This window comes from Methylobacterium sp. J-077 (assembly GCF_022829365.1).
Classification (GTDB): Bacteria; Pseudomonadota; Alphaproteobacteria; order Rhizobiales; family Beijerinckiaceae; genus Methylobacterium.
Window position 1 is genome coordinate 1 of sequence record NZ_JAKSYJ010000166.1, and the last position, 22916, is coordinate 22916.

Here is a 22916-nt window from a genome sequence, read left to right on the forward strand (position 1 = left end):
GCAGGCGAGCCCGCGAGCAGGCCGAAGCGAGGCCGACACGGGGACCGCGCCCGAAGGCGTGGAACCCGTCTGAAGTGAGTGATGAACAGGGTGATGGAGTGGAAGTCAGACCATCGCCTGGGCGTAATTCAGAACGTCCGCGATCACCTCGCGGCCCTCCTCCAACCACGCCGCCCGAAGGCAGTCCGACCGCGTGTTGCTGGTGGTGGGCATGAACCGCGCGCGCCTCGGGTCATCGCGAAGCCAGCCCTCCAAGCGATTGAGCGGCATCAGCGCGACCGAACGAGCGAGCCGCCTCATCGCGATGTTTTGCAAAGCATGGCGACAGCGAGTGCCACTCTTGATGGCGTCGGCCATCGCCAGCACGACCACCTTCAACATGCCGGGCCGGTGAGCGTCCCCGCCCTTCATGCCCTTGTAGAAGTCCATCACCACGGCGGGAATACTCTGGCCGTTGGGTCCATCATGGATGCGGCTGAGCGCCTGGATCGCAGTCCAAATGTTACCGTAACGGATCTGCGGCCGCGGGCTCTTGGCCCGATAAGATTGAGACTTGGTCAAAACGAAATAGTCCTCTGTCCGAAAGCCTCACGGTACGCGGCTAAAATTGAATCCTCAATATTTTCGGACGTGAGATAAATATATACGTCTCTGATGGATCGCTTTATGCTGATCATGTCTCTTTTTGAGGCAGAAGACCAATTTCAGGAAAGAAATTTTTGTGATCCAACGTACCTATTGCGTGAGCGACTTCACGCGGATCTTCACCGACAAGACGACTAGCATTCCTCGCCTCGACATGAGGTGGATCACCGACTCTCACGATCTGCCTTCGTTCGCCGCTCTTCGCGACCACGTCGTCGTCAAGTTGCTTTACTCGAAGCCCCAGGCGGACAAGGCCGAGACCAACGCCTGGGTGCCCACCCTCTACGAAGTGAGCGACCGCACCTTCGTCAACAGCACGACCGGACGGTCCTTCACGAAGCGCGGCGAGTGGCGCTCCGGCGCGGCGGAGGCGGAGAAGCTCTCCGTCTTCATCGCCGACGTGGACAATGCCGATACTGGTCGCCCGATTATCTCGGTCCAGGCGGTGGCCGCCGCCCTCGACGCGATGGGGGTCTCCTACTTCATGTACACGAGCTTCAGCCACACGCCCGAGAAGCCGAAGTTCCGCGTTATCGTTGATACCGACCGCGACCTGACCCGGACCGAAATGCTCCGGATCGCCGTGTGGCTCAACGCGGTCGCTTTTGGAGGTCAGACCGATTTCTCGATCTATGACCCTGGCGACTTCCTTTTCGCGCCGCCGCACGTGACGACTGTCGTCGAGCGGCTGCATGCGCGGCCGATGGGCGTGGACGACGCCCTCACTAAGCAGACGCTCGTTCAGCAGGAGCGCCCCGGCATTTGGAACCCGTACCTCTTGAAGAAGGAGCCCCGTCCGCCGCGGACGTTGCGGACGCCCGCTCAGACGGCTGCCGCCTGCGAGCGCTGCGCGGACCGGGCTGCCCGGTTGGGGATCGGCATCGACAACCCCGCCATCTTTAACCGGGCGTGGCTGCCCCTCTACAAGGCGTGCATCGTCGGGGGCAGCCATTACGAGACCATGCGCTCGCTTCTCGGTATGGTCTGGGCCAAGACCGGCGGCAAGCTCAGCTACGGCGAGATGGATCGGCTGCTCCGTCAGATCGACGCCACTGACAGCGATCACTTCATCCGGGTGCATGGCGAGCAGAAGGCCGCCGCCCTGCTCGATTGGATCATGAGGCTGCCGGTCGAAGAGATCGAGGAGGACTGGACCTCGATTGTGGACACGGACGAGATCGGGCTGACCGTGCTCGTCAAGGAGGGCGAGTGCGGGGAGGGCAAGACCCACGACGAACTCGTTCGCATCGCCCGCGAGGGCGGCCGGACCGTCTACGTGGTGGACAAGATCGAGACTATCGACAAGCGCCGCGAGGAGTTCTTTGAGATCGCCGGACCTCGCACGGCCGTTCGCTTCCGCATCGAGGTGGCCCATAGCCAGCGCCGCGACCTGCGCGTGCCGCTCCAACTCTTCGCCATCCGTAAGAAGCTTGACGAGGAACCGGCTGGCAGGCCCGCCATCGTGTTCGTCACGCAGGCCGCGGCGGCGCAGATGGACTGGTCCGAGTGGGGTGACTGCACCATCGTGTACGACGAGGTGCCGGACATCTTCGAGGTCTTCCGGATCGATGCCGCCAACCACCGCGACGTGCTGTGCAAGTACGTGCGCCCCGAGACCGAGGATGGTGTCTGCTACAGCCTCGGGCTGACCGCTGCCGGTCGCGACCTCGCCCGCGCGACGGACGTGGATGACTACGATAAGGTCCACCACGGCCTGTGCGTCCTGCTCGCTAAGGCGAACACCTACGTGTGGGTGAAGCGCAAGGCGTGGGACGACCCGGCCGATGGTGGCCGATTGGAGTTCTTCGCCATTGTCTCTCCACTGAACCTTAGTGCGTTCAAGGCTGTGCGCCTGCTCGGCGACGAGGCGACCAAGTCCGTCACCGTGAAGGCGTGGTCCGAGAAGTGGGGCGTAAAGTTCGAGGAGATTAACTTCGCGCGCCGCCAGCGCATCGTGCCGACCTCCGACCGTGTCACCATTCGCTACTTCTCGCGGCACCGGGACAGTTCGCTCACCCGCTTCCGCGAGGGCGACATGCCGCTGGAGGCGGTGAGCGCCTGGATCAAGCAGGACGCGGGCGGCGAGCCCGTGCTCTGGACGGCCAATGAGCGCCTGCGCGCGAAATCGAAGCTCGACCAGCGTGAATTCATCAGCCCGAAGGCTCACGGGCGTAACGATCTCCAGCAATATAAGCGCGTGGCGTGGCTGGCCGCCATGAAGGCCAGCCAGTTCGAGATCGGCACGCTGCGCGAGGTGTGCGGGATGACGGCGCAGGAACTGATTGACTGGCGGGAATACAACGCCCTGTACCAGTTCATGATGCGGTGCGTGCTGCGCGATTTCTCCTCGGCCGAGCCGGTGGTGCTCTACGTGTTCTCGAAGCGGCAGGCGGAGTACCTGCACGGGCGTCTCGGCGGCCGGATCGAGCACGTGCCGGGCGTCATCATCGACATGCCGGTCCGCAGCCTCGACATGGAGGGCGCGATGACGGACGCGGAGCGTTCGAAGGTGGCCTACTGGCGTAAAAAGATGGCGGTGGCCGGTGTCGCCGACGTTCGGCTCCTGCCTAAATCGGCGAAGCTGAGCGAGCGCGAGGTCCGGCTCATGAACGCGACGTTCGAGCGGTCACCTACCGGAAGGTCTATCAACAAGTTGGTGGCGTAATCGTCCGTCAGCCCACTAGAAAAAATGGTGCACCGGCTACTCGACGGTGCACCACTTCACGGGCGGCACGGCCGGGCGTCGTCGCAACGCGCTGGTAGAACGTCCGCCGATCGCCGGTCACCGCCTTGGCGACATCATCAATCGCCTCGATCACTGCCGAGGTGACCTTGAAGAGCGGTTCCTGCGGTTCAGCCCTGGCCAGGACTAGGACGAACTGCTGCCGCCAGCGCTGGGTCTCCTCTAGGAACGCGACCTCCTCAGCCCGTGCCGAGACCCCGCTTCGCCATGCTGCCGCTCTGCGTCGCCCTCCGGGCAGATAGACCATGCAATCCCTTGGTCGATCTGTTTCGCGCCGCGCGCTAATGTCAGATCAGCGTGGATTGGGAGGGGGTCGAAGACGCCGCCGTTTTCATGGTGACAGAGGCCGGTCGCTCAGTTGCAAATGGTCAATAAAAAGCTAATCTCGACTGCGTAAGTAGTGACGAGGGGCATCGCCATGAAACCTGCTCGACCTCAGGCTGAGAGTATCCCGTCTTTGTTGGTCTACCCCGCGATGACCGTCGATCGGCTGCATACGGCTGAAGTGCAGCAGGACCAGATGCGGCGCCTGCACAACGCACGCGCCAGCCAACGCGCCGCTCGATACGACCGCATCAATCGCGCCTCAGCGCTCTGAGGGGGCACTCCATGATCCGGATCCGCGTCACCGACGACGGCACCTACACCGTCTACCGAGATGGCACCGCACTGGTAACCGGCCTCACCCGCGCGCAAGCCGACGCCGTGGCCCAATCAATTGGAACGGGTTTAGTCAGTTAGGCGCGACCGCGAAACTACGATGATCGGGGTCATGCTGACAGATCGCATCATCCGAGCCGTCGCGGTGTTGCGCGCTGGCGGTCATCACGTCGAGGAAGTGCGTGGGACTGCCAACGTCTATCGCGTCGATGGGCGGGACCCCGTGACGGGGCCGGTCGTGCTCGCGCTGGCGATCCGGCTCGGCTTGATGGACGGTTCGAGAGACGGCTGACCAGCGTCGCAGACGCAAGGACTGGCTGCCCGCCGTCCGCACGATGTCGTTTCGAAGCCGCGGGAGATGAGGGCGGGATCCTACAGCAAAGAACGGCCCGTAGACGCGCTCAGAAGCCTTGGGCGGCCGTCGCGTCGAGTTGGCCCTCTATCTCGCTGAAGCCGGTGAAACCTTTCCCACGCCCCGGAATTCGCATGATACGCCCGAAGAGATGACGATTACTTCGTCGTCTTCAACCTGCTGAACCGTCAGAAATAAATCGTCGTGACCAAGTGGGGCGTAGACGACCACCCGGAGGCTAACGACAGGACCGAGAAGATCAAGTCATTGCCTTGAACATCATCGCCTCCAAGACAGCCATTGAGAAGAGCATCCCGAAGGGCTTCTAGGATGCTGCTGCGGGATCACCTGTCGGAGATCGGTTGATGATGGAAAGCAGATTTTCGTCGGCAGCGAAGGGCGACAATCTCAATCAAGCGTCTTCCAACTACCTTCTTCTTCGCCTCGGTCAAAATGCAGATGCTGAAGATCCCAGCCGCCTAATTCGATCCGTCGCCCCTGCGGATCTCCATGAAGCTAAGACATCGTCATGGAGAAAACTGCACAAAAGTCCAACATCGTTGTTCTAAGAACTTTAACGGTTGTTCGCGGCGGAATTGTCCAATTGGTCCCAGCTTTTATTTGCATACAAAATTATAGATGGGCCAAATATAACCTGAGGTCGGTGCCTTTAATGGATCTTTAAGACGCACGAAACATCCTTCGACAGGACGCCGGGACCGGCACACAATATGTGCAGAGATTCCCAGCCAGTGATCCTCAGTCGCGCTGCAAAGCCATGTTCGCCAGCAATTCAGTCCGACATAAATCCGACCCTCAAGGTCGCGCACGATCGGATGGCGCATCATCGAGGGATGGTATCGACCCGATCGCTGGACGTGCGCTTCTGCCCAATGGGGAGGAGGTAACGTGTTCCGCAGTGATGCAATCGCCGTTACGGGGCGAGATCAGCCTCAAGGGTAAGGTATCCCCCGGTCAGGTCGTCGTCTGCTTCCTCGACAATGTCGGCATCCTGGTCGGCAAGGTCAACGAGATCACCCCACGGGGGATCTTGGTGGACTTCATGGTACGCGAGAGTCGCCGGGAAAAGGTGGCCGCGCGGCTGGATTGGCACGCCGCGCATGCGATTCGAGCCACGCAACTGCGCCGCGCACCTCGCATCGTCCCCCTCCACCCCGCGGTTGAGATCCGGCTCGCTGAGACAGTCACCTTCATTGGAACGATCCTGAACATTTCACTCTCTGGGGCCGCTATCGTCCTACGGCCCAACCCCGGTCTGTTCGTCGGCACTCTGTTACGAGTCGCGGGCCGCTACGCCACCGTCGTGCGAGCGATCGAGGATGGCGTCGCCGTTCAATTCGTCGAACCTTTCAGCACTGATGCCTTCGACAGGTGGGTAAAACTGTGATCGGGGTCGCTTCGGTGTTCCATGGCGGCGGCGCCTCGACAATGAGCAGCGCATGGTGTCCTTCCATCTCATCCGAGATCTCGATCAACCTGTCGGCAGGAACCCTGCTGGAACGACCGTGATCTCGAAAAACATCGTGGTGATCTTCGACCCGCCTTGTTGGGGTAGTATGGCCTCGAAGGCCGTCTTCACGATCTCTGCGTCGCCTGCGGCCATCAAAGCCTCCCCTCGTCGCCGTACCACCTGTTTACCCCTCTCCGTTAGGGATAGACGGCAGCCAGCGGAGGGACGCAGGCAGGCATTTTTCGGGCAGCCGCTACGATGATGAAGCCGAGGCTTGGGACACTCGCGCGGACGACTGCGCTCGCAGTTGGCCTCGGCGTGCCGGTCCTCGTCGCCATCACCCTGAACCACCAGTATACTCAGGAACTCTCCCAGGCCGAGGTCAGCGCTGCAAATACAGCTCATGCCCTCGAACAGCATGCGGCCCGTGCCTTCGAGACCATCGACACGTATCTGCGAGCCGTGGCCCCCCTGGTCGGAACCGGCGCAAGCAGCCTGTCACCAGAAGCAATCCACGCCGCCCTGCGCGAGCAGATCCCACGCTCCCGGCTCGACAACATTCTGATCATCGATCGCGACGGCCGCGCCACCGTCGAGGCGGACGCCTTCCCGGCTCGTGTCCTCGACGTGCATGACCGCGACTACTTCCAGACATTGCGCGACCGACCAGACAGCGGCCTCGTCATCGGCAACCCAATCACCGGGCGGCTGACTGGCAGGCTGCTGATCCCCGTGGCGCGCCGCATCGACGGCCCGGACGGAGCGTTCGCGGGTGTTGTGCAAGCGATGCTTGACCCAAAGACCTTCGAAGCCGTGTACGGCACCATCGACAATGGGCCGGGGGCGGGACTGACCCTATGGCGGCTGGATGGAACGCTGCTCGTGCGCTCGCCTCCCATGCCGGGGGTGATCGGTAAGAACTTCGCCCAGGGGGAGAATTACCGGCAGCACGTGCCCGCCAAGGACGACAAGCCGTACTGGTCGGCGGCCATGACGGATGGTATCGAGCGCGTCGTCGCGCTGAGCTTCCTGGACGGCTATCCGCTGTACGTTGGCGCCGCCCTGGCGAAAGATGATGCGTTAGCTGATTGGCGCCGGTCGGCGCTCATGCAAGGCGCTGTCGCTGGCGGTCTGACCCTCATACTCGTCGGTGCCCTGCTCCTGCTCGGCCGGGAGATCGAACGGCGCGAAGCGGCGGACGTGCATATCCGAGCCAGCGAGGCCCATCATCGATTGCTGGCAGAGAACGCCACCGACATCATCGTCTGGTCAGGACTCGACACGACCCGCCGATACGTCTCGCCCGCCGTCACGGCCGTGCTGGGCTACGCGCCCGAGCAACTGATCGGCTCGCGTCCCCTCGAATTCGTCCATCCGGACGATGCCGAAGGCTACGAAAAGATCCTCGCCGACTTGACGGAGGGGCGGATCGAGCGCGCGACGACCTGCCAACGCTACCGGCACGCGGACGGGACCTGGATCTGGCTGGAGATCTCGTTCAACCTCACCCACGACGCGACAGGTCGGGCGGACGGGTACGTCGCGACGCTGCGTGACATCACCCAACGTAAGGCCATGGAGGACGCCCTTCGCGAGAGCGACGAGCGCTATCGTACCCTGACCGAGGCGAAATTGCTGGAGGCGCGAACACGTGCCGACTTCAGCACCGCGACGAGTGCGGCCATCTTGGCGCAGCTTGCCGAGGGTGTCATCGTCACCGACGCGGCCGGGAAGATCACGCTGGTCAACAAGGCGGCATCCGAGATCCACGGGGTGGCTCGGCTCGACGTGGAACCGGACGCCTACAGCGATACCTATCGTCTCTATACCGAAGACCGTCAGCCGTACCCACCCCTCGACCTGCCGCTCGCACGCGCGGTCATGCATGGCCAAACGATACGCGATGCGCGCTGGCGGGTGCAGCGGCTGGACGGCACTGAGGTCCTGGCGATCGGCAACGCTCAACCTCTTCTTGGATTGGACGGCACGCAGATCGGCGCTGTGCTCACGGTGCGTGATGATACGGCACGCGCCGCGGCCGAAGCCGCTCTGCTCGACCTGAACGCGACCTTGGCCCAGCGCGTGGCCGAGCGGACGCACGAGGCCGATATGGCGAGGGAACTGGCGGAGGCGGCGAGCCAAGCGAAGTCCGAGTTCCTCGCCTCGATGAGCCACGAGATACGGACGCCGCTCAACGGGGTGATCGGCTACGCTGATCTCCTTTGCGAGGAACCGGGTTTGAGTCCGGGCACGCGCCAGCACGCCGAGCGTATTCGCACCGCGGGTGCGGCGCTGCTGACCGTGGTCAACGACGTGCTCGACTTCTCGAAGTTGGAAGCCGGACAGGTCGAGATCGTGCAGCAGCCCTTCGCGCTGACCGCGCTGATCGACAACACGGTCTCGATCGTGCGGCGCTCGGCCGAAACGAAAGATCTGAGGCTCGGCGTCAACCTCGATCCCGCCATACCGAGGTGGCTGCTGGGTGATGAGGATCGCTTGCGGCAGATCTTGCTGAACCTGCTCAACAATGCCGTGAAGTTCACCGCGCGGGGTCGGATCGACCTGAGCGTCGCCTTAGACGCCGTGGCTCAGGAGACGGTCCATCTCCGCTGCTCGGTCCGGGACACTGGCATTGGGATCCCGGCAGACAAGCGGGATCGCCTGTTCCAGCGCTTCAGCCAAGTCGATGGCTCGATCGGGCGCGATTACGGCGGCAGCGGCCTGGGTCTGGCGATCTCGAAGGCGCTAGTTGAGCGTATGGGCGGGGCGATCGGCGTCGAGAGTGAGGTCGAGCGCGGCTCGACGTTCTGGTTCGCGCTCGGCCTGCCCATCACAACCGAACCGGCTATCACCATGGAGCCATCATCGACCGGCGGTTTCCGCACGGGCAGGCGTCTTCTTCTGGCCGAAGACGTGCCGCTCAACCAGGACCTCGCACGAGCGATCCTTGAGCGCGCCGGGCACTCCGTGGACGTGGTCTGCGATGGTGCGGCGGCAGTCGCGGCTGTACAGGCGAACGCCTACGATCTCGTGTTGATGGACGTGCAGATGCCGGGCATGGACGGGCTGTCCGCCACGCGGCAGATCCGGGCGTTCGACAGGGAGGCATCACGGGTGCCGATCGTCGCGCTCACCGCGAACGTCCTACCGCATCAGGTCGCCGAGTTCCGCGCTACGGGCATGGACGACCACATCGGCAAGCCCTTCCGGCGTGATGCTCTGTTGGCCGTCGTCGATCGCTGGACGAGCGGTGGTAGCGCAAGAGGTGAAACACGTGCGAGCGTCGATCTCGCTGTGTTCGAGGACCTCAAGGAGATGGTCGGCCACGAACGCATGGTCGGCCTGCTGACGATGCTGGCGGGGGAACTCGCCAATCGGTTCGGACCATCTTCCCACGCTTGTGATCGCGAGCAGATCGCCGGGGATGCACACGCGATGGTGTCGGCGGCAAGCATGGTCGGGTTCGTGTCGCTCGCAGATCTCTGCCGCGAGGTGGAGGCGGCCTGCCGCTCGGACAATGAGCACGGACCGCTCGTCGAATTGTTGCGCTCCCGTTCGGCCGAGACGATCGCCGAGATCGAGATCATGTGTGCCGCATAGATGTGTTTGGCTTGGCCGTGCGTCTTCGGAGGTCATAACGGTGGCCAGACTTCGGGTGGGGATCTTCGACCGGGTGAACGGCGAAGAGATAACCGCCGCCTAACTTCTCGATGAAGCGCGCGGTTGGGGCTCATGGACGAGTAGGACCGGGGTGCGGTAGTTCTCCGGCGTGGCAGTCGCGATACATTGGGCGATGGCGCGCCTCGACGGGTTCGCCCACGACCTCCCGACCACACGAAGTCGTGTCGATCTTCTCGGTGACATGGGCGAGATAGACATGGAGTAGAACGCCCCACAGATGCGCTCAGAAGCCCGTGGGCGGCCATCTCGCCGAGTTGGTCGCCGGGGAGCCAGAGGCGCCGAAACCCTTCTCACGCCCAGGAATTCGCTTGATACGCTCGAAGAGATGACGATCACTTCGTCGTCCTCGACCTGCTAAATTGTCAGGACGAGATCGTCGTAACCGAGTGGGGCGTAGAAGACCACCTGGAGGCCGACGACAGGACCGAGAAGATCAAGTCATCGCCTCCAAGACTGCCACCGAGAAGACCATCTCGAAGGGCTCCGATGACGCTGCCGCGGGCAGATGAACTCGTCCGACGAGTGGATTGGGAAGATCGGGCCTATAAAGACGGCACGCGACTGGTGCTTCGAGTGCGGCGAGATCCTGTTCGACCCATGCCCAGTTGGTGAGATCTCGGCGATCCTGCCGGTCACGGAGAAGAACCGCGTCGGCGTCCACATCCGGACGGTACGCTCGGTGCTTCGATTTTGATGGTGACTGGATATTGATTTTGCCACACACACCGCATACCATTCCGGCGTGAAGTCTTTGCTCTCGACGACTTCACTGTAGACTTCCTCCCAAGCATTACTTCAGCCCTCGCCATCCTTGACTGGTTGGCGGGGGTCTTTTCAAGCTCAAATACCTCATATCAAACGATAGAGGTCTATTACGTGTCTTCCGGTCCCTTCGGCTTTCTCTCCTCCGATAAATCAGAGCGAGATCCTTGTGCGGAGAACCGCCCGCAGATGCGCTCAGAAGCTCGTGGGCGGCCTTTGCGCAGCATTCGCCCCACGGGTTCACCGAGCCCGGCAAAACCCTCCCCACACCCCGGAATTCGCTCGCTACGACCGGCTTGAAGAAGATCCCTCCGGCGTCTTCGACCTGCCGGGCGGTCCAGACGAGATCGTCATAGCCGACGAGCCTCGGACGCCCCCCAAGGCTGATGACGCGACCGAGAGGATCCTGCCGGTCGGCACGACGTGCGACTGATCCATCGCCGTGAACGTCCTATCCTCCCCGGATCATCATGATCTCGAAGACCCATCCTCCTCACATGCTCGACTACGATTTTCGAGCCGCTCGGAGACTCCCCCCCAAGTATTCGATGACTGTGAGTTCGGCGGACACCGAAGACAAGGACACGATCCGATCCAATTTCGTTGAACGAAAAACGCACGCGGCGCCATCCTCGCGCATGATTTCTACTTGTACGCGATCCCGTGGCCCTCACTGTCGTGCGATGAGGCACGAGCGCGCGAATTGTTGATCTCAACTGCTTCACATGTCGAATTCCCGGCGTCGAAGACGAGCTTATCCTAAGAGGGCGCCCAAGACGGTGGGGCAATAATTCCAATTCTGCGTCTTCAGTACCACGGTTTCCACTCAAACTCGGTCGAAATACCGATGCCGAAGATCCCGGCCGCCGAATTCAGGCCGTCGCCTCCACAGATCGCCATGGGCGCGTCATGTTGCGCCTAACTGTGAGCTAGGTGCGCGAAAAAGGACCGTCTGGGCGTCCGACCTGTTCTCGGTCACCGAGGATGCGGCGTCCTGATGCGATGACCTGGATCACCTCCCGTCTGTCGCATTCCTGGCGGGCTAGGACCTCCAGGTCGCGCAGGTAGACGATCACTGGCTGGCGCACGTGCGCGTGCTGCCGCAGGACCGGCTCGACCTTGGCGGTGACATGCTCGACAAGCGCGTCCCAGAACTCAGGAGGCTTCGCAGACTCGTCTCCCATTCGACACGCTCCTTCTGCGAAGTGCGACCTCGTTAGCCATGAGTTCGGGGGCAAAAGCCCACAGCCAACGGGACCGCCCGATATGGATCCGGTTCGACCGACATAGCGGATGGGGAGCGTCGCCTAAATTACCTGCGTTAGATCGAGGTCGTCGCGTGGCAGCGTCCCTTGGCCGATGATGCCCCAGTCGTCGTAGCACGTGGCGCTCGCCGGGATGGGCGCGCCGACGAAGTGGATTAATGACGCCAGTTTAGCTTCATCACAGTCCCGCCGCGATCGGCGCGCCTCCTGAAGGCAATGGCGGGGGCGGTCAGCCGAGTATCACGCCGCCCGGAGTACGCCGCGTGCTAAATACCCTGTTGGCCCTGCTGGCCGTCATCGCCGTTATGACCGCCCACGCTGTCTACCGGTTGCTGCGGTTACCCTTCCGATTTCTGCGAAGGCTATTCGGATACAGCGCCAAGCCAGCGCAGGTCACGGTGCGCTAACCAGATCTTGGCATCCTATGCGGACGCTGATCAGATCGACGGCCTCCCCCGCCAGCCCGTGATCAGATCGGGCGGCGGGGCCGAGCCGCAGGGCGGAAACCGTACCCAACTACAAGGGGCACCGGAAAAATTAACACGTGTTAAAGTATGGAGGCCCTGATGTGCGTCTCACCGTGTGCGGTTCTTTCAGTCCGTTCCGCATAGGTGCGATACGCCGCCCGGATTGGGGCGAAACGACCGCCGAAGAGCGCGTCGTGAACCATGCTCAATACTCTGATCCGCAAGCTCAGCATCGTAGGCAAGCTAACTGAGGGCGATCACGAGACATTGCGGCGCGTGAGCGTGCGTAGCCGACAGGTCCCAGCCCGCCAGGATCTCACCACCGAGGGAGATCGGCCCGAGAACGTACATCTCGTCCTCTCCGGCTTCGTCTGCCGCTACAAGATCCTGCCGAAGGGTCAGCGCCACATCACAGCCCTCATGGTGCCGGGGGACTTCTGCGACCTGCATGTGGCCATCCTGGATGAGATGGACCATTCGATCGCCACGTTGACGCCGTGCACCGTGGTGGAGATCCCGCGTTCCACCATCCGCGACCTGACTGAGAACCATCCCCGTATCGCCCATGCCCTCTGGTGGGCGACCCTCGTCGATGATGCGGTGCTGCGCGAGTGGCTTGTCGGCTTGGCAGGGCGTGAAGCCGCCGAGCGGATGGCGCACCTGTTCTGTGAACTGCTGCTGCGCCTGAGCGTGGTCGGCTTGGCGGAGAAGGACGGGTATGCCCTGCCCCTCACCCAGATTGACCTCGCCGATATGCTCGGTCTGACTCCTGTCCACGTGAACCGCACATTGCAGCACCTAAGGTCGAAGGACCTGATTGTCCTCAGGAAACGTCGCCTTGAGATCCTGGACATAGCTCGGCTGAAAGCCTTCTGCGGCTTCGTCCCAACCTACCTGCATCACACCCCACGAACAAACAAACTCAATCCTCACCAACACAAGCTACAAATGTCGGCCTCGGGATGAGGCAGAACCGAACCCATCGCTGATCGAATATTTGGGCATCAGCGGCTGAGAGATGCGAATGCTCCCGCCTGAGTGAGGCCGGATATCTCATGCCCCATTTTTTCTTCGACACCGACGACGGCCACTTCCGCCATAAGGACGATGAGGGCTTCGACTTGCCCAGCCTCGACGCTGTGCGCATCGAGGCGCTGGATACCCTCGCAGAAATGGCGCGTAACAAGTTCCCGGACCGGGATCGTCGCACCTATTCGGTTCGAGTGCGCGATGAGAACGGGACGGCGGTCTACTCCGCCTCGCTCGACTTGGTGGGTGAGTGGCATATTCCGCACGCCATCAGCCCGTGATAAGATCCGGCTGTGGGTTCGAACGTTCAGCGGCCTTTAGCCCGAGCGATGGCGTAACCGAGGCTGTACAACAGTGTAGTCGCCGCAGCCTGCACCTCGGCTGGGGCGCCGGAGCCCAACGTCTGCTTCAGCGTGATCGCCAGATCGGCCGCCCTGTCGAGCAACGCCTCAGCTTGCGGTGCGCTGCCCATGACATACCGCTCGCCGCCATTACGCATCTCGGTAATGTCGATCAGGATGCCGCAGGATCGCAGCGGTCGGCCGAAGTGATCCTGATAGGTCCGACCACGACTGAGCAGCCAGCATACCGATCCGTCAGGGGCGATGACCCGGTACTCAGACAGCACGAGGCCGCCAACACTTGCCGCCTTTCGCATGTGTTCGGCAAGCCACTCGCGGTCTTCGGGATGGATGGCCGCAGCGGCGGACACTCCCGTGATCTCGCGCTCGGCCAGATCCGGGTCCCCGGTCAAAAGGCGAGCCGCACCGGCATCGTAGCTGACCACCCCGCGGGTGTGATCCCAATCCCAGGTCCCGACCACACAGGACGCTTCCAGCGCCCCCCTGAGGCGCTCCATATCCTCGGTAAAACCGTCGATAGCGTTGATGCGCATGGCACCTCGTGAAACTGCGTCTGGGGTTGTAGCCAATTCGGTACGAGCGAAACAGCACAACCAATCGCCAACGAACTCTTAGGTTGCATCCTTCGTCATCATGCAACCCCGCGCCCGCATGGTGTGTTATCCATACCGTACACAAGAAACCGTCGCCGCATCAGTGAGGCGAGACGCCGAGCGAGGTGCCATGTGTGACGCTTTCGAGGACGGTGACGACGAGCGTGACATTCGAGGCACGCTCGCCCGGATCAGCGATGCGCTCGGGGTCCCCGTAGCGGCGTCCTTTGACGCCAACGCCGACATGCCGGAGTCTCTCCGGCACCAGCGGGAAGAGCAAGTTCTGGGGGTAGTGCGGGCGTATCTCTGGGAGGTTGATCACGAAGCTGCACGACGCTTCGTCACAGCCGTCCGTGCGCTAGTCGAGACCGACAGGCGATAGTCCGGAGGCTCGCACGTTCCACGTTCGAGCCGTATCGACCAATCTCGGTCTCACGATAGCGGTTCTGGATGAGGTGACGGCGTGCCCGAGTACCGCTTCGGATCGAGCGGACATCCGGTGTGAGCCCTACGGTGCGTGAACCTGCGGCGACCGCCCTCGGCATAGGAGCCCGAGAGGACGACGACACCCTTGCACGATGGGCAGCGCTTCAGGGCCATCGCGTAGACGCCCTTCGCCTCGACGACGCCGATCGAACGCCATTCCCCTCCGGTCTTCACCTCGCAGGTCTCTGGGGCTGGCGTCGTCATGGCTGGCCGGGTCGCGCGTCGGAGCGATCATCGCCAGTCCGGTGATCCCCTCTAGCAGCGGAGCCTGAGTTTCCGCCTCCCGCTAGGCCGATCGACATCGTTGATTTGCCTTGCCGGGGGAATGAGCGCAACTTGTGCGCGCGGTCGCTCCGCTGGATACACTTGTCAAAATTACCGGACAACGAGGGGGAAAATGATGGTCGGGGGCACCAACGCCGTAGATCGAGCCTTGGAGGCCGCTCGTGAATTACGGGCAGTCGCCGAGGAGACGCGGCGGACCATCCGGGCATCGCGCGACCTCGTTCAACGGTCGCGCGACCAGACCCTCGCCCTGACGACCTTGCCCGAGAGCGAGATGTCGCCGCCCGCCGACGATAACGGACCGTCGAATGACCTCGTCCGCTCGCTCATCCGCGCCTACGAACTCGCCGAGGATGACGGGGATGCCCGGACCAGGACCTTGCTCGGGGGCGTACTTCACCATGTCGGTTGCCGCATCGCCGCGGTGGTCGGCCCAAAGGCGGCACACGTGGTCATGCATTGATCGACGCAGCGCGAGGTCGCGCAGATGGGGACGCCATGGATGATGCAGACGCGCGGGATCGCGATGCCGCTTCTACGCTAGGTCTCATCGCCCAGGCGCTGAACCTCCCGGTCGCGACGTTCTTCACGGCCGGTCGGCCCACCTCGCCGACCGAGCCGGAGATCATGGTCGAGGCGAACGATCTGGCTCAGACGGCCGAATTGTTGCGCCTGTTCGTGCTGCTGAAGGATCTCGAAGCGCGGGAGCGCTGCCACGACCTCGTCGGGGATCTGGTCGCACGAGAGACGTGATCCCGACCGACCAGCCTGGGCTCGATCGACAGCGCCAATCGCTGGGGTTGAACCGTCCGTCTCTTCGTGGCCCTTGAAGGATCGCAGTGGGAGGTCGGGGCATACGATGACGACACAGGATCGCTTCCCGATCATCGGCATCGGCGCATCCGCGGGTGGGATCGAGGCCATGCGGGCCTTCTTCCGAGGGTTCCCCGCGACCCTCAACGCGGCCGTCGTCGTCGTCACGCATCTGAACTCGGAACGGGACAGCCTGCTCCCGGAGATCCTGGCCCGGTTCACCACCCTCGCCGTCGAAACGGCGGCCGATGGCGTGCCGGTGCGGCCCGGCCACGTCTACGTCATGCCGCCCGGCGTCGTTCTCGGCATCCGAGATGCCCGGCTCACCGCGACGCCACTGGCTTCGGGTACACGCGAGATCAAGCCGGTCGATATCTTCCTGACCGACCTCGCGCGCGATCAGGGTGACCGTGCGGTCGGCGTGATCCTCTCGGGCGGCGACGGCGACGGCGCGATCGGCGTCAAGGCGATCCGGGAGCACGGCGGCCTCACCCTGGCTCAGGTCGCCGATGACGACGGTCCGGAGACGCCGGACATGCCCCTCAGCGCGCTCCGGACCGGCTACGTCGATTTCGGCGTGGGGGCCGAGGAGATGGGCGCCCGGATCGCAGCCAACCATGCGGACGACCGGGAGCGCGCATCGGCCGCCCATGGCGATGGCGATCTGGACGCAAACGAGGTCCCTGAGGACGTGCTCTCGGAGATCTACGCGATCCTGCGCCGACAGGTCGGGCATGACTTCTCGGGCTACAAGCCGAGCACTTTTCTCCGCCGCCTGTACCGGCGCATCGGCGTCAGCGAGGCGACCGGGCCGCGCGCCTACCTGGACCTGCTGCGCTCGGACTCGGCGGAGGTCGCCGCCCTGTTCCGGGATCTGCTGATCGGCGTGACCAAATTCTTCCGCGACGGCCCCGCGTTCGAGGCATTGGCGTCCCTCGTCATCCCGAGGCTGTTCGAGGGACGCGGCCCCGGCGACACGGTACGGGTCTGGGTGCCCGCCTGCTCGACCGGCGAGGAGGTCTACTCCCTCGCTATGCTGCTGGCCGAGCACGCGGACACGCTCGCCGCACCGCCGCGTATACAGATCTTCGCCACCGATATCGACGAGCGCTCGCTCACGGTGGCCCGGCTCGGACGCTATCCGAGGGCCTACCTCGACGCCGTCTCACCGGAGCGCATCGCCCGTCACTTCGTCCCGGAGACGGAAAGCGTCGTCGTCAGCAAGAGGCTGCGCGACCTGTGCACGTTCTCCCCCCACAGCATCGTGCGCGATCCACCCTTCTCACGCCTCGACCTCGTCTCCTGCCGCAACCTGCTGATCTACCTAAGCCTCAGCGCCCAGGAGCGGGTGCTGCCGATCCTGCACTACGCCCTCTGCCCGTCCGGTTATCTGTTCATCGGCATGGCCGAGAACGTCACGCGCTTCGAGGACCTCTTCGCCACGGTGGAGAAGAAGCATCGGATCTTCCAGGCTCGCGATGCGGTCCGGACGGCCCGGCTGCCGTCGATGATCGAAAACGACGTGATCGGCATCATCTCTACCGGGGATGGCAGGCGCCGGACCGGGACGCGGCACCCGACGCTGCGCCACGTCGCGGAAGCCGAGATCCTGGCGACGTTCAGTCCGCCGCACGCGGTCGTGACGCGGACCGGTGAAGCGGTGCACTACTCGGCACGGATCGGCGAATACCTGGAGATCGCCCCCGGCCAACCCACGCAGGAATTGGCCGCGATGGCCCGCCGGGGATTGCGCCTGGAACTCCGCACGGTCCTGCGCGAGGCGATGGAGGGAAACCGGACGACCGTGCGCGATGACCTGGAGGTCGGTCTTCCCGATGGACGCATCAGGAAGCTGTCGCTGATCGTGAAGCCGCTGGCGATGGCCGCGGGGGCGGAGCCGCTGTTCCTGGTCGTGTTCGATGCGACCGCGGTCCCCGAAGATCCAGCCCATCGACGGGGGCAAGGGGACGGCAAGCGGGCTGACGAATTCGAACGGCTGGAGCGAGAACTCACCGTCACCCGAGAGCGGATGCAGGGCATCGTCGAGGAGTACGAGACCTCCCTTGAGGAACTGAAGTCCTCGAACGAGGAGTTGCATTCCGTCAACGAGGAGGCGCAATCGGCCAACGAGGAGTTGGAGGCGTCGAAGGAGGAGATCCAGTCGGTCAACGAAGAGCTTCAGACGGTCAACGCCGAACTCAACACCAAGATCGAACTCATGGACCGGATGAGCGACGATCAGGAGGCCCTGTTCGAGAGCACCGATATCGCCAGCGTGTTCCTGGACCGTGATCTGCGCATTCGCACATTCACGCGGGCTGCCGCCGAGATCTTCGGTCTTCAGCCGAATGACAGCGGGCGGCTGTTGAGCAACTTCTCGGCGCCGTTCTCCCTGGCGTGGCTACCGGAGGACGCCGGAGTGGCCATGTCCGAGCGACGGACCGCCGAACGCACGATCGAAGGGACGGGCGGTACGAACTACCGCGTGCGGTTGACCGCATCCGCACGAAAGGGATCGGCGGTGTCGGGGGTCGTTTTGAACTTCACCAAGTTGGCCAAGTAGGCCCCGCTGCCGCCGATCCCGTCGAACGATCCGCCGCCCGAAATCTCACGGGCTATTCTGTCGCACAGCACGGATTTCATCCTGAGCCTGTTGATCCTGAAACTGTTCGGGAGTGGCTTGCTCGTGTCTGTTGCGTTCGTGGTCATGCTGGTTGCGACGCTCTGGGCCGTCGCGCTCACCGTCGCGGCCTTACCGGCTCTCGATCGCTTCATCAGATGGTGAACAATTCCGCTGAAACTTTGCCGCCTCATCCCCGGTTGATCCTAGCAGTCGGGCCGGAGATCGCCGTCGTGGAATTCTTAGTGATGGCGGCGGGGATTGTTGGAGCCGGGGCGACCCTGACGTTCATGATGCCCGGCCTCGACTCCTTCTTCTCCTGGTGAGCGAATTCTGACGAAGCCGTCCCGGTCGGGTTCGTAACAAGGCTCGAACAGAATAGGCCAGCGTGACTGGAGTAACCTGAATTCCAGGAAGGAAACGACCTTTCAGGGTACTGCCGAACCGCAATGGCACGCATCATCGCGGCGAGCGATGATGCGACACGAGCATCAGCACAAAAAAATGCGTCATCACAAGATTGTTAAAAGCGAATTGTGCGCAACTGATCTATGGCGACATCATCAGCGAACGGGTTGCCCTGTTGAGGTCCCGAAGTCTGGTGAGGAAGCGTCCGTGTATCTCAGGACCGTGGCTGGTCCCCATGATGCGCACCGGCCCGGTTTCGAACCAAGTATCGTCTGACCGGGCCGGTAGCGCTTTCACGATGGCTTGTTGTACCTACGCCTGATCAGCATCCTTGGCCTTCCGCGGACGACCACCGGCACGCTTCGGCTTGTCGGAGATGATCTCCGCAGGCTCAACAACCTTCGGCGACGCCTTCTTGCGCTGCTGGCCAAGGCCGAGAGCCAGGGCGAGCTTGGAGCGCTGCTCGGAGTAGCTGGCCGCCGTCGAGGGGTAGTCCCGTGGCAGCCCGTAGTGCTCACGGTATTGCTCGATCGTCATGCCGTTGCCGGTCAGATGACGCTTCAGGGTCTTGTACCGCTTGCCGTCGATGAAGCTGATCAGCGCATCCGGGGTAATTGACTTCCGGATCTGCGAGGGGGTCGGCTTCTCGACTGCTGGCGCCTCAGGCGCGCTGCTCTGACCAAGCCCGGCAATCGCCGCATGTACGCTGGCGAGAAGGTCCGGCATGTCTCCGGGCCGGACAGAGTTTTTCGACACGTAAGCTGCGACAATGTCGGCTGTCAGTTCAATGAAATCGACGCCTTGAGCCTCGATGGTTTCGACGTTTTCGTCCACGGTGCACCTAACTGTCAGGAAGACCACACAGTCGGTCGCTTCACGGCAGAATGCAATGCGTTGTCTTGAAATCTATACGTTGATATCAGAACCACCGATATGCATCCGAGCCCCGACCTGGATCGGTCGCGAGTCGTCATGACCTATGCTTCCAGCGAGGGATTGGAGCCTTTGGAGGCGCGACGATGGTCGCCACCACGGCTCGACCCGCCTCTGTGATCGCCCAACGGCGGAGGCCATCATTCTCCAGCCTCGACAGGGGCTCTACGAGACCGCGACGGGCGAGAGCTAGGATCTGATGATCCTGTGGGCCGTACACGCGTGGCCCACGCGACAGCACCTCAAGCCGATAGCGCGCACTGACGGACAGGCGGGGACGATCCTCGCTTATGACAGTTCCCCCTCGTCACTCCTAAGCCGCGGTATACATCTAAGAGGACCATCGAGGACCGGTGGTCCAGATCGACCAAAGTCGTGATCACAGACGTTGCAGTGGCTGAAGAGCAACACGAGCGACGGATGCGCGTTCTGCCCGGTGTCACCTGAGGCTCGGTTAAGGCTCGCCCGCTCGGATCCATACCGAGCGCATCCTGAGCGAGATCGAGCGTTCCGTCGTGCTCAATCGGATGCACCACGAATTGATCCGCGGACTTCTCGGGTAAGGGCAGCACCTACCTGGAAAACCATGAAACATTCGGCAGCGCGGCCGGGCTGACCGGATCAGGCTGCTTTGCGAGCCTTCCGAGCACGCCCAGTCATGAAACCGGGCTGGCCGAGGCCAAACGACTTGGCGAGTGCGGAACGCTTTTCGGCGTAGCCCGGAGCGACCATCGGGTAGTCGGCGGGCAGCCCGTACCGCTCGCAGTAGCTATGTGGACTGAAGCCGTTGGCGGTCAGATGCCGCTTTAGCGTCTTGTAGGTCCTACCGTCGATGAAGCTGACGATCCCATCATGCTGGACCGACTTGCGGATCTGAGCCGGGGTCGGCTTCTCGATCTCAGCGGTCTGATCCGCCACGTTGGGAACACTACCAGAAGACAGCCCTAAAATGGCTTGATGCACTTTCTGGATGAAATTAGGTAATTCAGAAACAGGCACTGAATTGTTCGAAACGTAGGCGGCGACGATGTCACCAGCCAATTCAAGAAATTTGGGGTACTGCCCAATATTTTCTTGTGCCATTGTATAGAAACCTACATCAGACGCCAGCCGACAGCACGGCATGAGATAACATAAGGCAAGATTTATACATAAAAATCAAGATACGATGCGCCGTTATTTGCGAGGGGACAATTCCGGCCTACCGGACGAGGTGATTTCATAATCTTCAGCAGATATTTCAGGAGGCATCACCGCTTTTTTCCCAATTCCGCGGCGATGTCTTTGGTCATCAGCCCGACCTTGCGGTGGGCAGTCACCAACTGATCGCGGGTCACGCCCCAGCGCTTCATCCAGTATTCCACGGCCTTCCGCTCGGAAAGGTCAAGGCGATCTTTGTCGATGAAGCCGCGCTTGTCCTTCAGGCCAGCCATTTGCCTCGATCTCCAATCAGTCCGCTCAGGATTGCGCGGTAGCCGGTCCGGCCTCTGCGAGGTACGCCCAGGCCGCGGCCTCGTCGGCAAGATCGAACGTCTTGGTCTCCACCGGCATGACCGTCCCCGACAGCGTGATCATGGCGCGGGCGAACAGCGGCGCGCCGACTACGACGTACTTTCGGATGTGCGCGACCGAGCGAGCCATCACCGTGCTGGCGTAGCCGTCGAACCTCGCCCCGAGGTCTGAGCCCTCGTAGTTCGACATGATCAGCAGCATGTCGATCTTGTCGTGGACTTTCATCGCCTCGTCCGCGATCGAGGACATCCATTCGATGTCGGGCTTGGTGATCCTGTCCTTGATCTCGAAAGCCAGGAGATCGGCACGCGGTGCATCGCGCTGGATCACCGATCCGTCAGGTGATGCGGTCATGAAGGGCTCCATCGCCATCTCTACGCGTGATGGTCGGAAACAGTGCGTCGCTCGGGTTTGATCCTGGAGACCATCGACCGTGTCGTTGAGCGGCATGGTTGGAGTAGGGCCTCGCCCCCTCGTCACCGCTTCACGTCCCGGTAACCCTGAGCCGCCACGGTCGCGCCCTTCATCGTGGGATCAGAGCATGGCCGAGAAGATCGAGATCACCGATACCGTCGCCGTCGCTGGCGAGCGCATCTCTTCGATCATCGAACACATCGAGCGCCTGGAGGAGGAGATCAAGGACATGATGGAGGCGAAGAAGGAGATCTTCGCCGAGGCCAAGGGCGAGGGCCTGGACGTGAAGATCCTCAAGGAGATCCTCAAGATCCGCAAGCAGGACAAGGACGAGCGCGACGAGCACGAGACGCTGCTCGACGTGTACCTGCGCGCCATGGACGCGCCGTCGTCCGCGCCCCTGGCTGAGGCCGCCTGAGCCTTAGATCGGAAGGAAGACGGCGCATCAGGCGCCATCCTACCTATTGCTGCGCGACGGCGGGCCGCTCGTGGCTCACATGATCGTGCCCGGCCCAACAGGGTCACCGGGCATAATATCGGGTCCGGCAGGATCGCCGGGGACAGGGTCAGGCGGTGGTTGCGGCGTCGGCGGATCACCCGGTATCGGGTCGGTCGGAGGCGGTTCGCCGGGGTATGGTAGATCAGGGCTACCGGGGTCTGGGATGCCGGGATTTGCCATGGCGTGTTTCCTCTCGGGGCCAGACTGCGATCGAGGCTGTCATCAAGCCGATCAAGAAATGGTCCCGAACGTTCTTGGTTGCGCTCGGAATACGATCCGACATCACGACGAGGTACGTCGCCAAGGCGCTCTCGAAGGTCGGCCCTTCGCGAGCTGCCGGACCTCGACCATTCTCAAGTATGACGCCAGCTACAAGCCGGTTACCCATCTGAGCCTCTGAGCGAAGCCTGTCAGGTTATTTTATATCAAAGGTAGTATTGTCTAACTAGGTGCTAATAACGTACATGGTAAAAAGTTTACATCTGTCCAAAATATCATGACTTATCGGCGCTCACTGACCGTTTCGTGATCGACTGCTCAACTAAAACAAACGCATGTCATGCTTTTCTGGATGCGATCTGGGACTGGCTATGCAATACCGATCAGGTCGGTCCTTCGCCGATGACGCCTACGCAAACTCCACATCCCCCCGATCAACTGGGGTTGGCGTAGGCGTCCGCGTTCTCAGCCTGACCGAAGCCCGGTCGGGTTTGCTTCCTCTGAACCCGAAACTTAGCCCCGCAGCGCGAGCGCGGGGTTCTTTCGGTACACATATCTGTGATTAGGCGTGGAATAAGGACCCCGTTCTCGGGGTGATCGGCGTCCAAACGGGACCCCCAGGACAAGTCATCCACAATGCCTTCCGGCTCGAACGGGAGGCTTGCGCGGGATGTTGGTCGTGGAGACGGTCGCAAAG

General features: G+C 62.4%; 20 protein-coding genes. 10 read left to right on the forward strand and 10 right to left on the reverse strand.

Annotated features, from left to right (window positions below; genetic code table 11):
- Positions 1-105: 105 nt before the first annotated feature.
- Entirely contained in the window at positions 106-561 is a 456-nt protein-coding gene (locus MKL11_RS20675; protein ID WP_243946917.1) for a hypothetical protein, read from the reverse strand.
- Between the two features lie 160 nt (positions 562-721).
- Here MKL11_RS20675 and MKL11_RS20680 point away from each other — a divergent pair, with 160 nt between their 5' ends.
- Positions 722-3310, forward strand: coding sequence for a hypothetical protein (locus MKL11_RS20680; protein WP_243946918.1), 2589 nt, complete (start codon positions 722-724; stop codon positions 3308-3310).
- A 7-nt stretch (positions 3311-3317) separates the two neighbouring features.
- On the opposite strand, the gene MKL11_RS20685 is transcribed toward MKL11_RS20680, so the two are convergent.
- A complete protein-coding gene (locus MKL11_RS20685; protein ID WP_243946919.1) occupies positions 3318-3635 on the reverse strand; it encodes a hypothetical protein in 318 nt (105 codons plus the stop codon).
- A 525-nt stretch (positions 3636-4160) separates the two neighbouring features.
- Here MKL11_RS20685 and MKL11_RS20690 point away from each other — a divergent pair.
- Positions 4161-4340, forward strand: a complete 180-nt coding sequence (locus MKL11_RS20690; RefSeq protein ID WP_243946920.1) for a hypothetical protein — start codon at positions 4161-4163, stop codon at positions 4338-4340.
- A 982-nt stretch (positions 4341-5322) separates the two neighbouring features.
- Positions 5323-5808, forward strand: coding sequence for a PilZ domain-containing protein (locus tag MKL11_RS20695; protein WP_243946921.1), 486 nt, complete (start codon positions 5323-5325; stop codon positions 5806-5808).
- A gap of 84 nt (positions 5809-5892) precedes the next feature.
- Here the strand turns inward: MKL11_RS20695 and MKL11_RS33175 are convergent, their stop codons facing one another.
- On the reverse strand, positions 5893-6024 hold the full coding sequence (locus MKL11_RS33175; protein ID WP_279600620.1) for a hypothetical protein: 132 nt from the start codon (positions 6022-6024) through the stop codon (positions 5893-5895).
- 105 nt (positions 6025-6129) lie between these two features.
- Here MKL11_RS33175 and MKL11_RS20700 point away from each other — a divergent pair, with 105 nt between their 5' ends.
- Complete coding sequence (locus MKL11_RS20700; RefSeq protein ID WP_243946922.1) at positions 6130-9471, forward strand: PAS domain S-box protein; 3342 nt, start codon at positions 6130-6132, stop codon at positions 9469-9471.
- Positions 9472-11243: 1772 nt separating this feature from the next.
- On the opposite strand, the gene MKL11_RS20705 is transcribed toward MKL11_RS20700, so the two are convergent.
- Positions 11244-11498, reverse strand: a complete 255-nt coding sequence (locus tag MKL11_RS20705) for a hypothetical protein (protein WP_243946923.1) — start codon at positions 11496-11498, stop codon at positions 11244-11246.
- Between the two features lie 749 nt (positions 11499-12247).
- Between MKL11_RS20705 and MKL11_RS20710 the strand changes: the two genes are divergently transcribed.
- Positions 12248-13012: a Crp/Fnr family transcriptional regulator gene (locus tag MKL11_RS20710; protein WP_243946924.1), complete on the forward strand. Its 765-nt coding sequence runs from the start codon at positions 12248-12250 to the stop codon at positions 13010-13012.
- Between the two features lie 89 nt (positions 13013-13101).
- Positions 13102-13356, forward strand: a complete 255-nt coding sequence (locus tag MKL11_RS20715) for a DUF6894 family protein (RefSeq protein WP_243946925.1) — start codon at positions 13102-13104, stop codon at positions 13354-13356.
- A 26-nt stretch (positions 13357-13382) separates the two neighbouring features.
- On the opposite strand, the gene MKL11_RS20720 is transcribed toward MKL11_RS20715, so the two are convergent.
- Together MKL11_RS20720 and MKL11_RS20725 are read right to left on the reverse strand one after the other, a co-directional pair.
- Positions 13383-13970 (reverse strand): PAS domain-containing protein, encoded by a 588-nt coding sequence (locus MKL11_RS20720; protein ID WP_243946926.1) that lies wholly within the window; start codon positions 13968-13970, stop codon positions 13383-13385.
- A 160-nt stretch (positions 13971-14130) separates the two neighbouring features.
- Positions 14131-14352 (reverse strand): hypothetical protein, encoded by a 222-nt coding sequence (locus tag MKL11_RS20725; protein WP_243946927.1) that lies wholly within the window; start codon positions 14350-14352, stop codon positions 14131-14133.
- 561 nt (positions 14353-14913) lie between these two features.
- Between MKL11_RS20725 and MKL11_RS20730 the strand changes: the two genes are divergently transcribed.
- The 3 genes from MKL11_RS20730 to MKL11_RS20740 all read left to right on the forward strand — a co-directional run bounded on the left by MKL11_RS20730 (position 14914) and on the right by MKL11_RS20740 (position 18177).
- Complete coding sequence (locus tag MKL11_RS20730; protein WP_243946928.1) at positions 14914-15264, forward strand: hypothetical protein; 351 nt, start codon at positions 14914-14916, stop codon at positions 15262-15264.
- 35 nt (positions 15265-15299) lie between these two features.
- Entirely contained in the window at positions 15300-15554 is a 255-nt protein-coding gene (locus MKL11_RS20735; RefSeq protein WP_243946930.1) for a hypothetical protein, read from the forward strand.
- A 106-nt stretch (positions 15555-15660) separates the two neighbouring features.
- On the forward strand, positions 15661-18177 hold the full coding sequence (locus tag MKL11_RS20740) for a CheR family methyltransferase (RefSeq protein ID WP_243946931.1): 2517 nt from the start codon (positions 15661-15663) through the stop codon (positions 18175-18177).
- A 777-nt stretch (positions 18178-18954) separates the two neighbouring features.
- On the opposite strand, the gene MKL11_RS20745 is transcribed toward MKL11_RS20740, so the two are convergent.
- The 4 genes from MKL11_RS20745 to MKL11_RS20760 form a co-directional block, all read right to left on the reverse strand.
- Positions 18955-19476 carry a MucR family transcriptional regulator gene (locus MKL11_RS20745; RefSeq protein ID WP_243946932.1) on the reverse strand — a complete coding sequence of 174 codons (522 nt, stop codon included), beginning with the start codon at positions 19474-19476 and terminating at the stop codon, positions 18955-18957.
- A 720-nt stretch (positions 19477-20196) separates the two neighbouring features.
- Positions 20197-20658, reverse strand: a complete 462-nt coding sequence (locus tag MKL11_RS20750; protein ID WP_243946933.1) for a MucR family transcriptional regulator — start codon at positions 20656-20658, stop codon at positions 20197-20199.
- Positions 20659-20825: 167 nt separating this feature from the next.
- Positions 20826-21008 (reverse strand): DUF3606 domain-containing protein, encoded by a 183-nt coding sequence (locus tag MKL11_RS20755; protein WP_243946934.1) that lies wholly within the window; start codon positions 21006-21008, stop codon positions 20826-20828.
- Between the two features lie 25 nt (positions 21009-21033).
- Positions 21034-21441 carry an STAS/SEC14 domain-containing protein gene (locus MKL11_RS20760; RefSeq protein WP_243946935.1) on the reverse strand — a complete coding sequence of 136 codons (408 nt, stop codon included), beginning with the start codon at positions 21439-21441 and terminating at the stop codon, positions 21034-21036.
- 187 nt (positions 21442-21628) lie between these two features.
- Here MKL11_RS20760 and MKL11_RS20765 point away from each other — a divergent pair, with 187 nt between their 5' ends.
- The gene (locus tag MKL11_RS20765; protein WP_243946936.1) at positions 21629-21919 is read left to right on the forward strand and encodes a DUF2312 domain-containing protein; all 291 of its coding nucleotides are present in this window, start codon (positions 21629-21631) and stop codon (positions 21917-21919) included.
- Positions 21920-22916 lie beyond the last annotated feature (997 nt).

Excerpts from the sequence above, each read along its gene's own strand:
- MKL11_RS20750 (WP_243946933.1), bottom strand. The coding sequence starts at position 20,658 with ATGGCACAAGAAAATATTGGGCAGTACCCCAAATTTCTTGAATTGGCT.
- MKL11_RS20695 (WP_243946921.1), top strand. The coding sequence starts at position 5,323 with ATGCAATCGCCGTTACGGGGCGAGATCAGCCTCAAGGGTAAGGTATCC.
- MKL11_RS20685 (WP_243946919.1), bottom strand. The coding sequence starts at position 3,635 with ATGGTCTATCTGCCCGGAGGGCGACGCAGAGCGGCAGCATGGCGAAGC.
- MKL11_RS20705 (WP_243946923.1), bottom strand. The coding sequence starts at position 11,498 with ATGGGAGACGAGTCTGCGAAGCCTCCTGAGTTCTGGGACGCGCTTGTC.
- MKL11_RS20730 (WP_243946928.1), top strand. The coding sequence starts at position 14,914 with ATGATGGTCGGGGGCACCAACGCCGTAGATCGAGCCTTGGAGGCCGCT.
- MKL11_RS20700 (WP_243946922.1), top strand. The coding sequence starts at position 6,130 with ATGATGAAGCCGAGGCTTGGGACACTCGCGCGGACGACTGCGCTCGCA.
- MKL11_RS33175 (WP_279600620.1), bottom strand. The coding sequence starts at position 6,024 with ATGGCCGCAGGCGACGCAGAGATCGTGAAGACGGCCTTCGAGGCCATA.
- MKL11_RS20690 (WP_243946920.1), top strand. The coding sequence starts at position 4,161 with ATGCTGACAGATCGCATCATCCGAGCCGTCGCGGTGTTGCGCGCTGGC.
- MKL11_RS20755 (WP_243946934.1), bottom strand. The coding sequence starts at position 21,008 with ATGGCTGGCCTGAAGGACAAGCGCGGCTTCATCGACAAAGATCGCCTT.
- MKL11_RS20760 (WP_243946935.1), bottom strand. The coding sequence starts at position 21,441 with ATGACCGCATCACCTGACGGATCGGTGATCCAGCGCGATGCACCGCGT.
- MKL11_RS20710 (WP_243946924.1), top strand. The coding sequence starts at position 12,248 with ATGCTCAATACTCTGATCCGCAAGCTCAGCATCGTAGGCAAGCTAACT.
- MKL11_RS20765 (WP_243946936.1), top strand. The coding sequence starts at position 21,629 with ATGGCCGAGAAGATCGAGATCACCGATACCGTCGCCGTCGCTGGCGAG.
- MKL11_RS20720 (WP_243946926.1), bottom strand. The coding sequence starts at position 13,970 with ATGCGCATCAACGCTATCGACGGTTTTACCGAGGATATGGAGCGCCTC.
- MKL11_RS20715 (WP_243946925.1), top strand. The coding sequence starts at position 13,102 with ATGCCCCATTTTTTCTTCGACACCGACGACGGCCACTTCCGCCATAAG.
- MKL11_RS20735 (WP_243946930.1), top strand. The coding sequence starts at position 15,300 with ATGGATGATGCAGACGCGCGGGATCGCGATGCCGCTTCTACGCTAGGT.
- MKL11_RS20740 (WP_243946931.1), top strand. The coding sequence starts at position 15,661 with ATGACGACACAGGATCGCTTCCCGATCATCGGCATCGGCGCATCCGCG.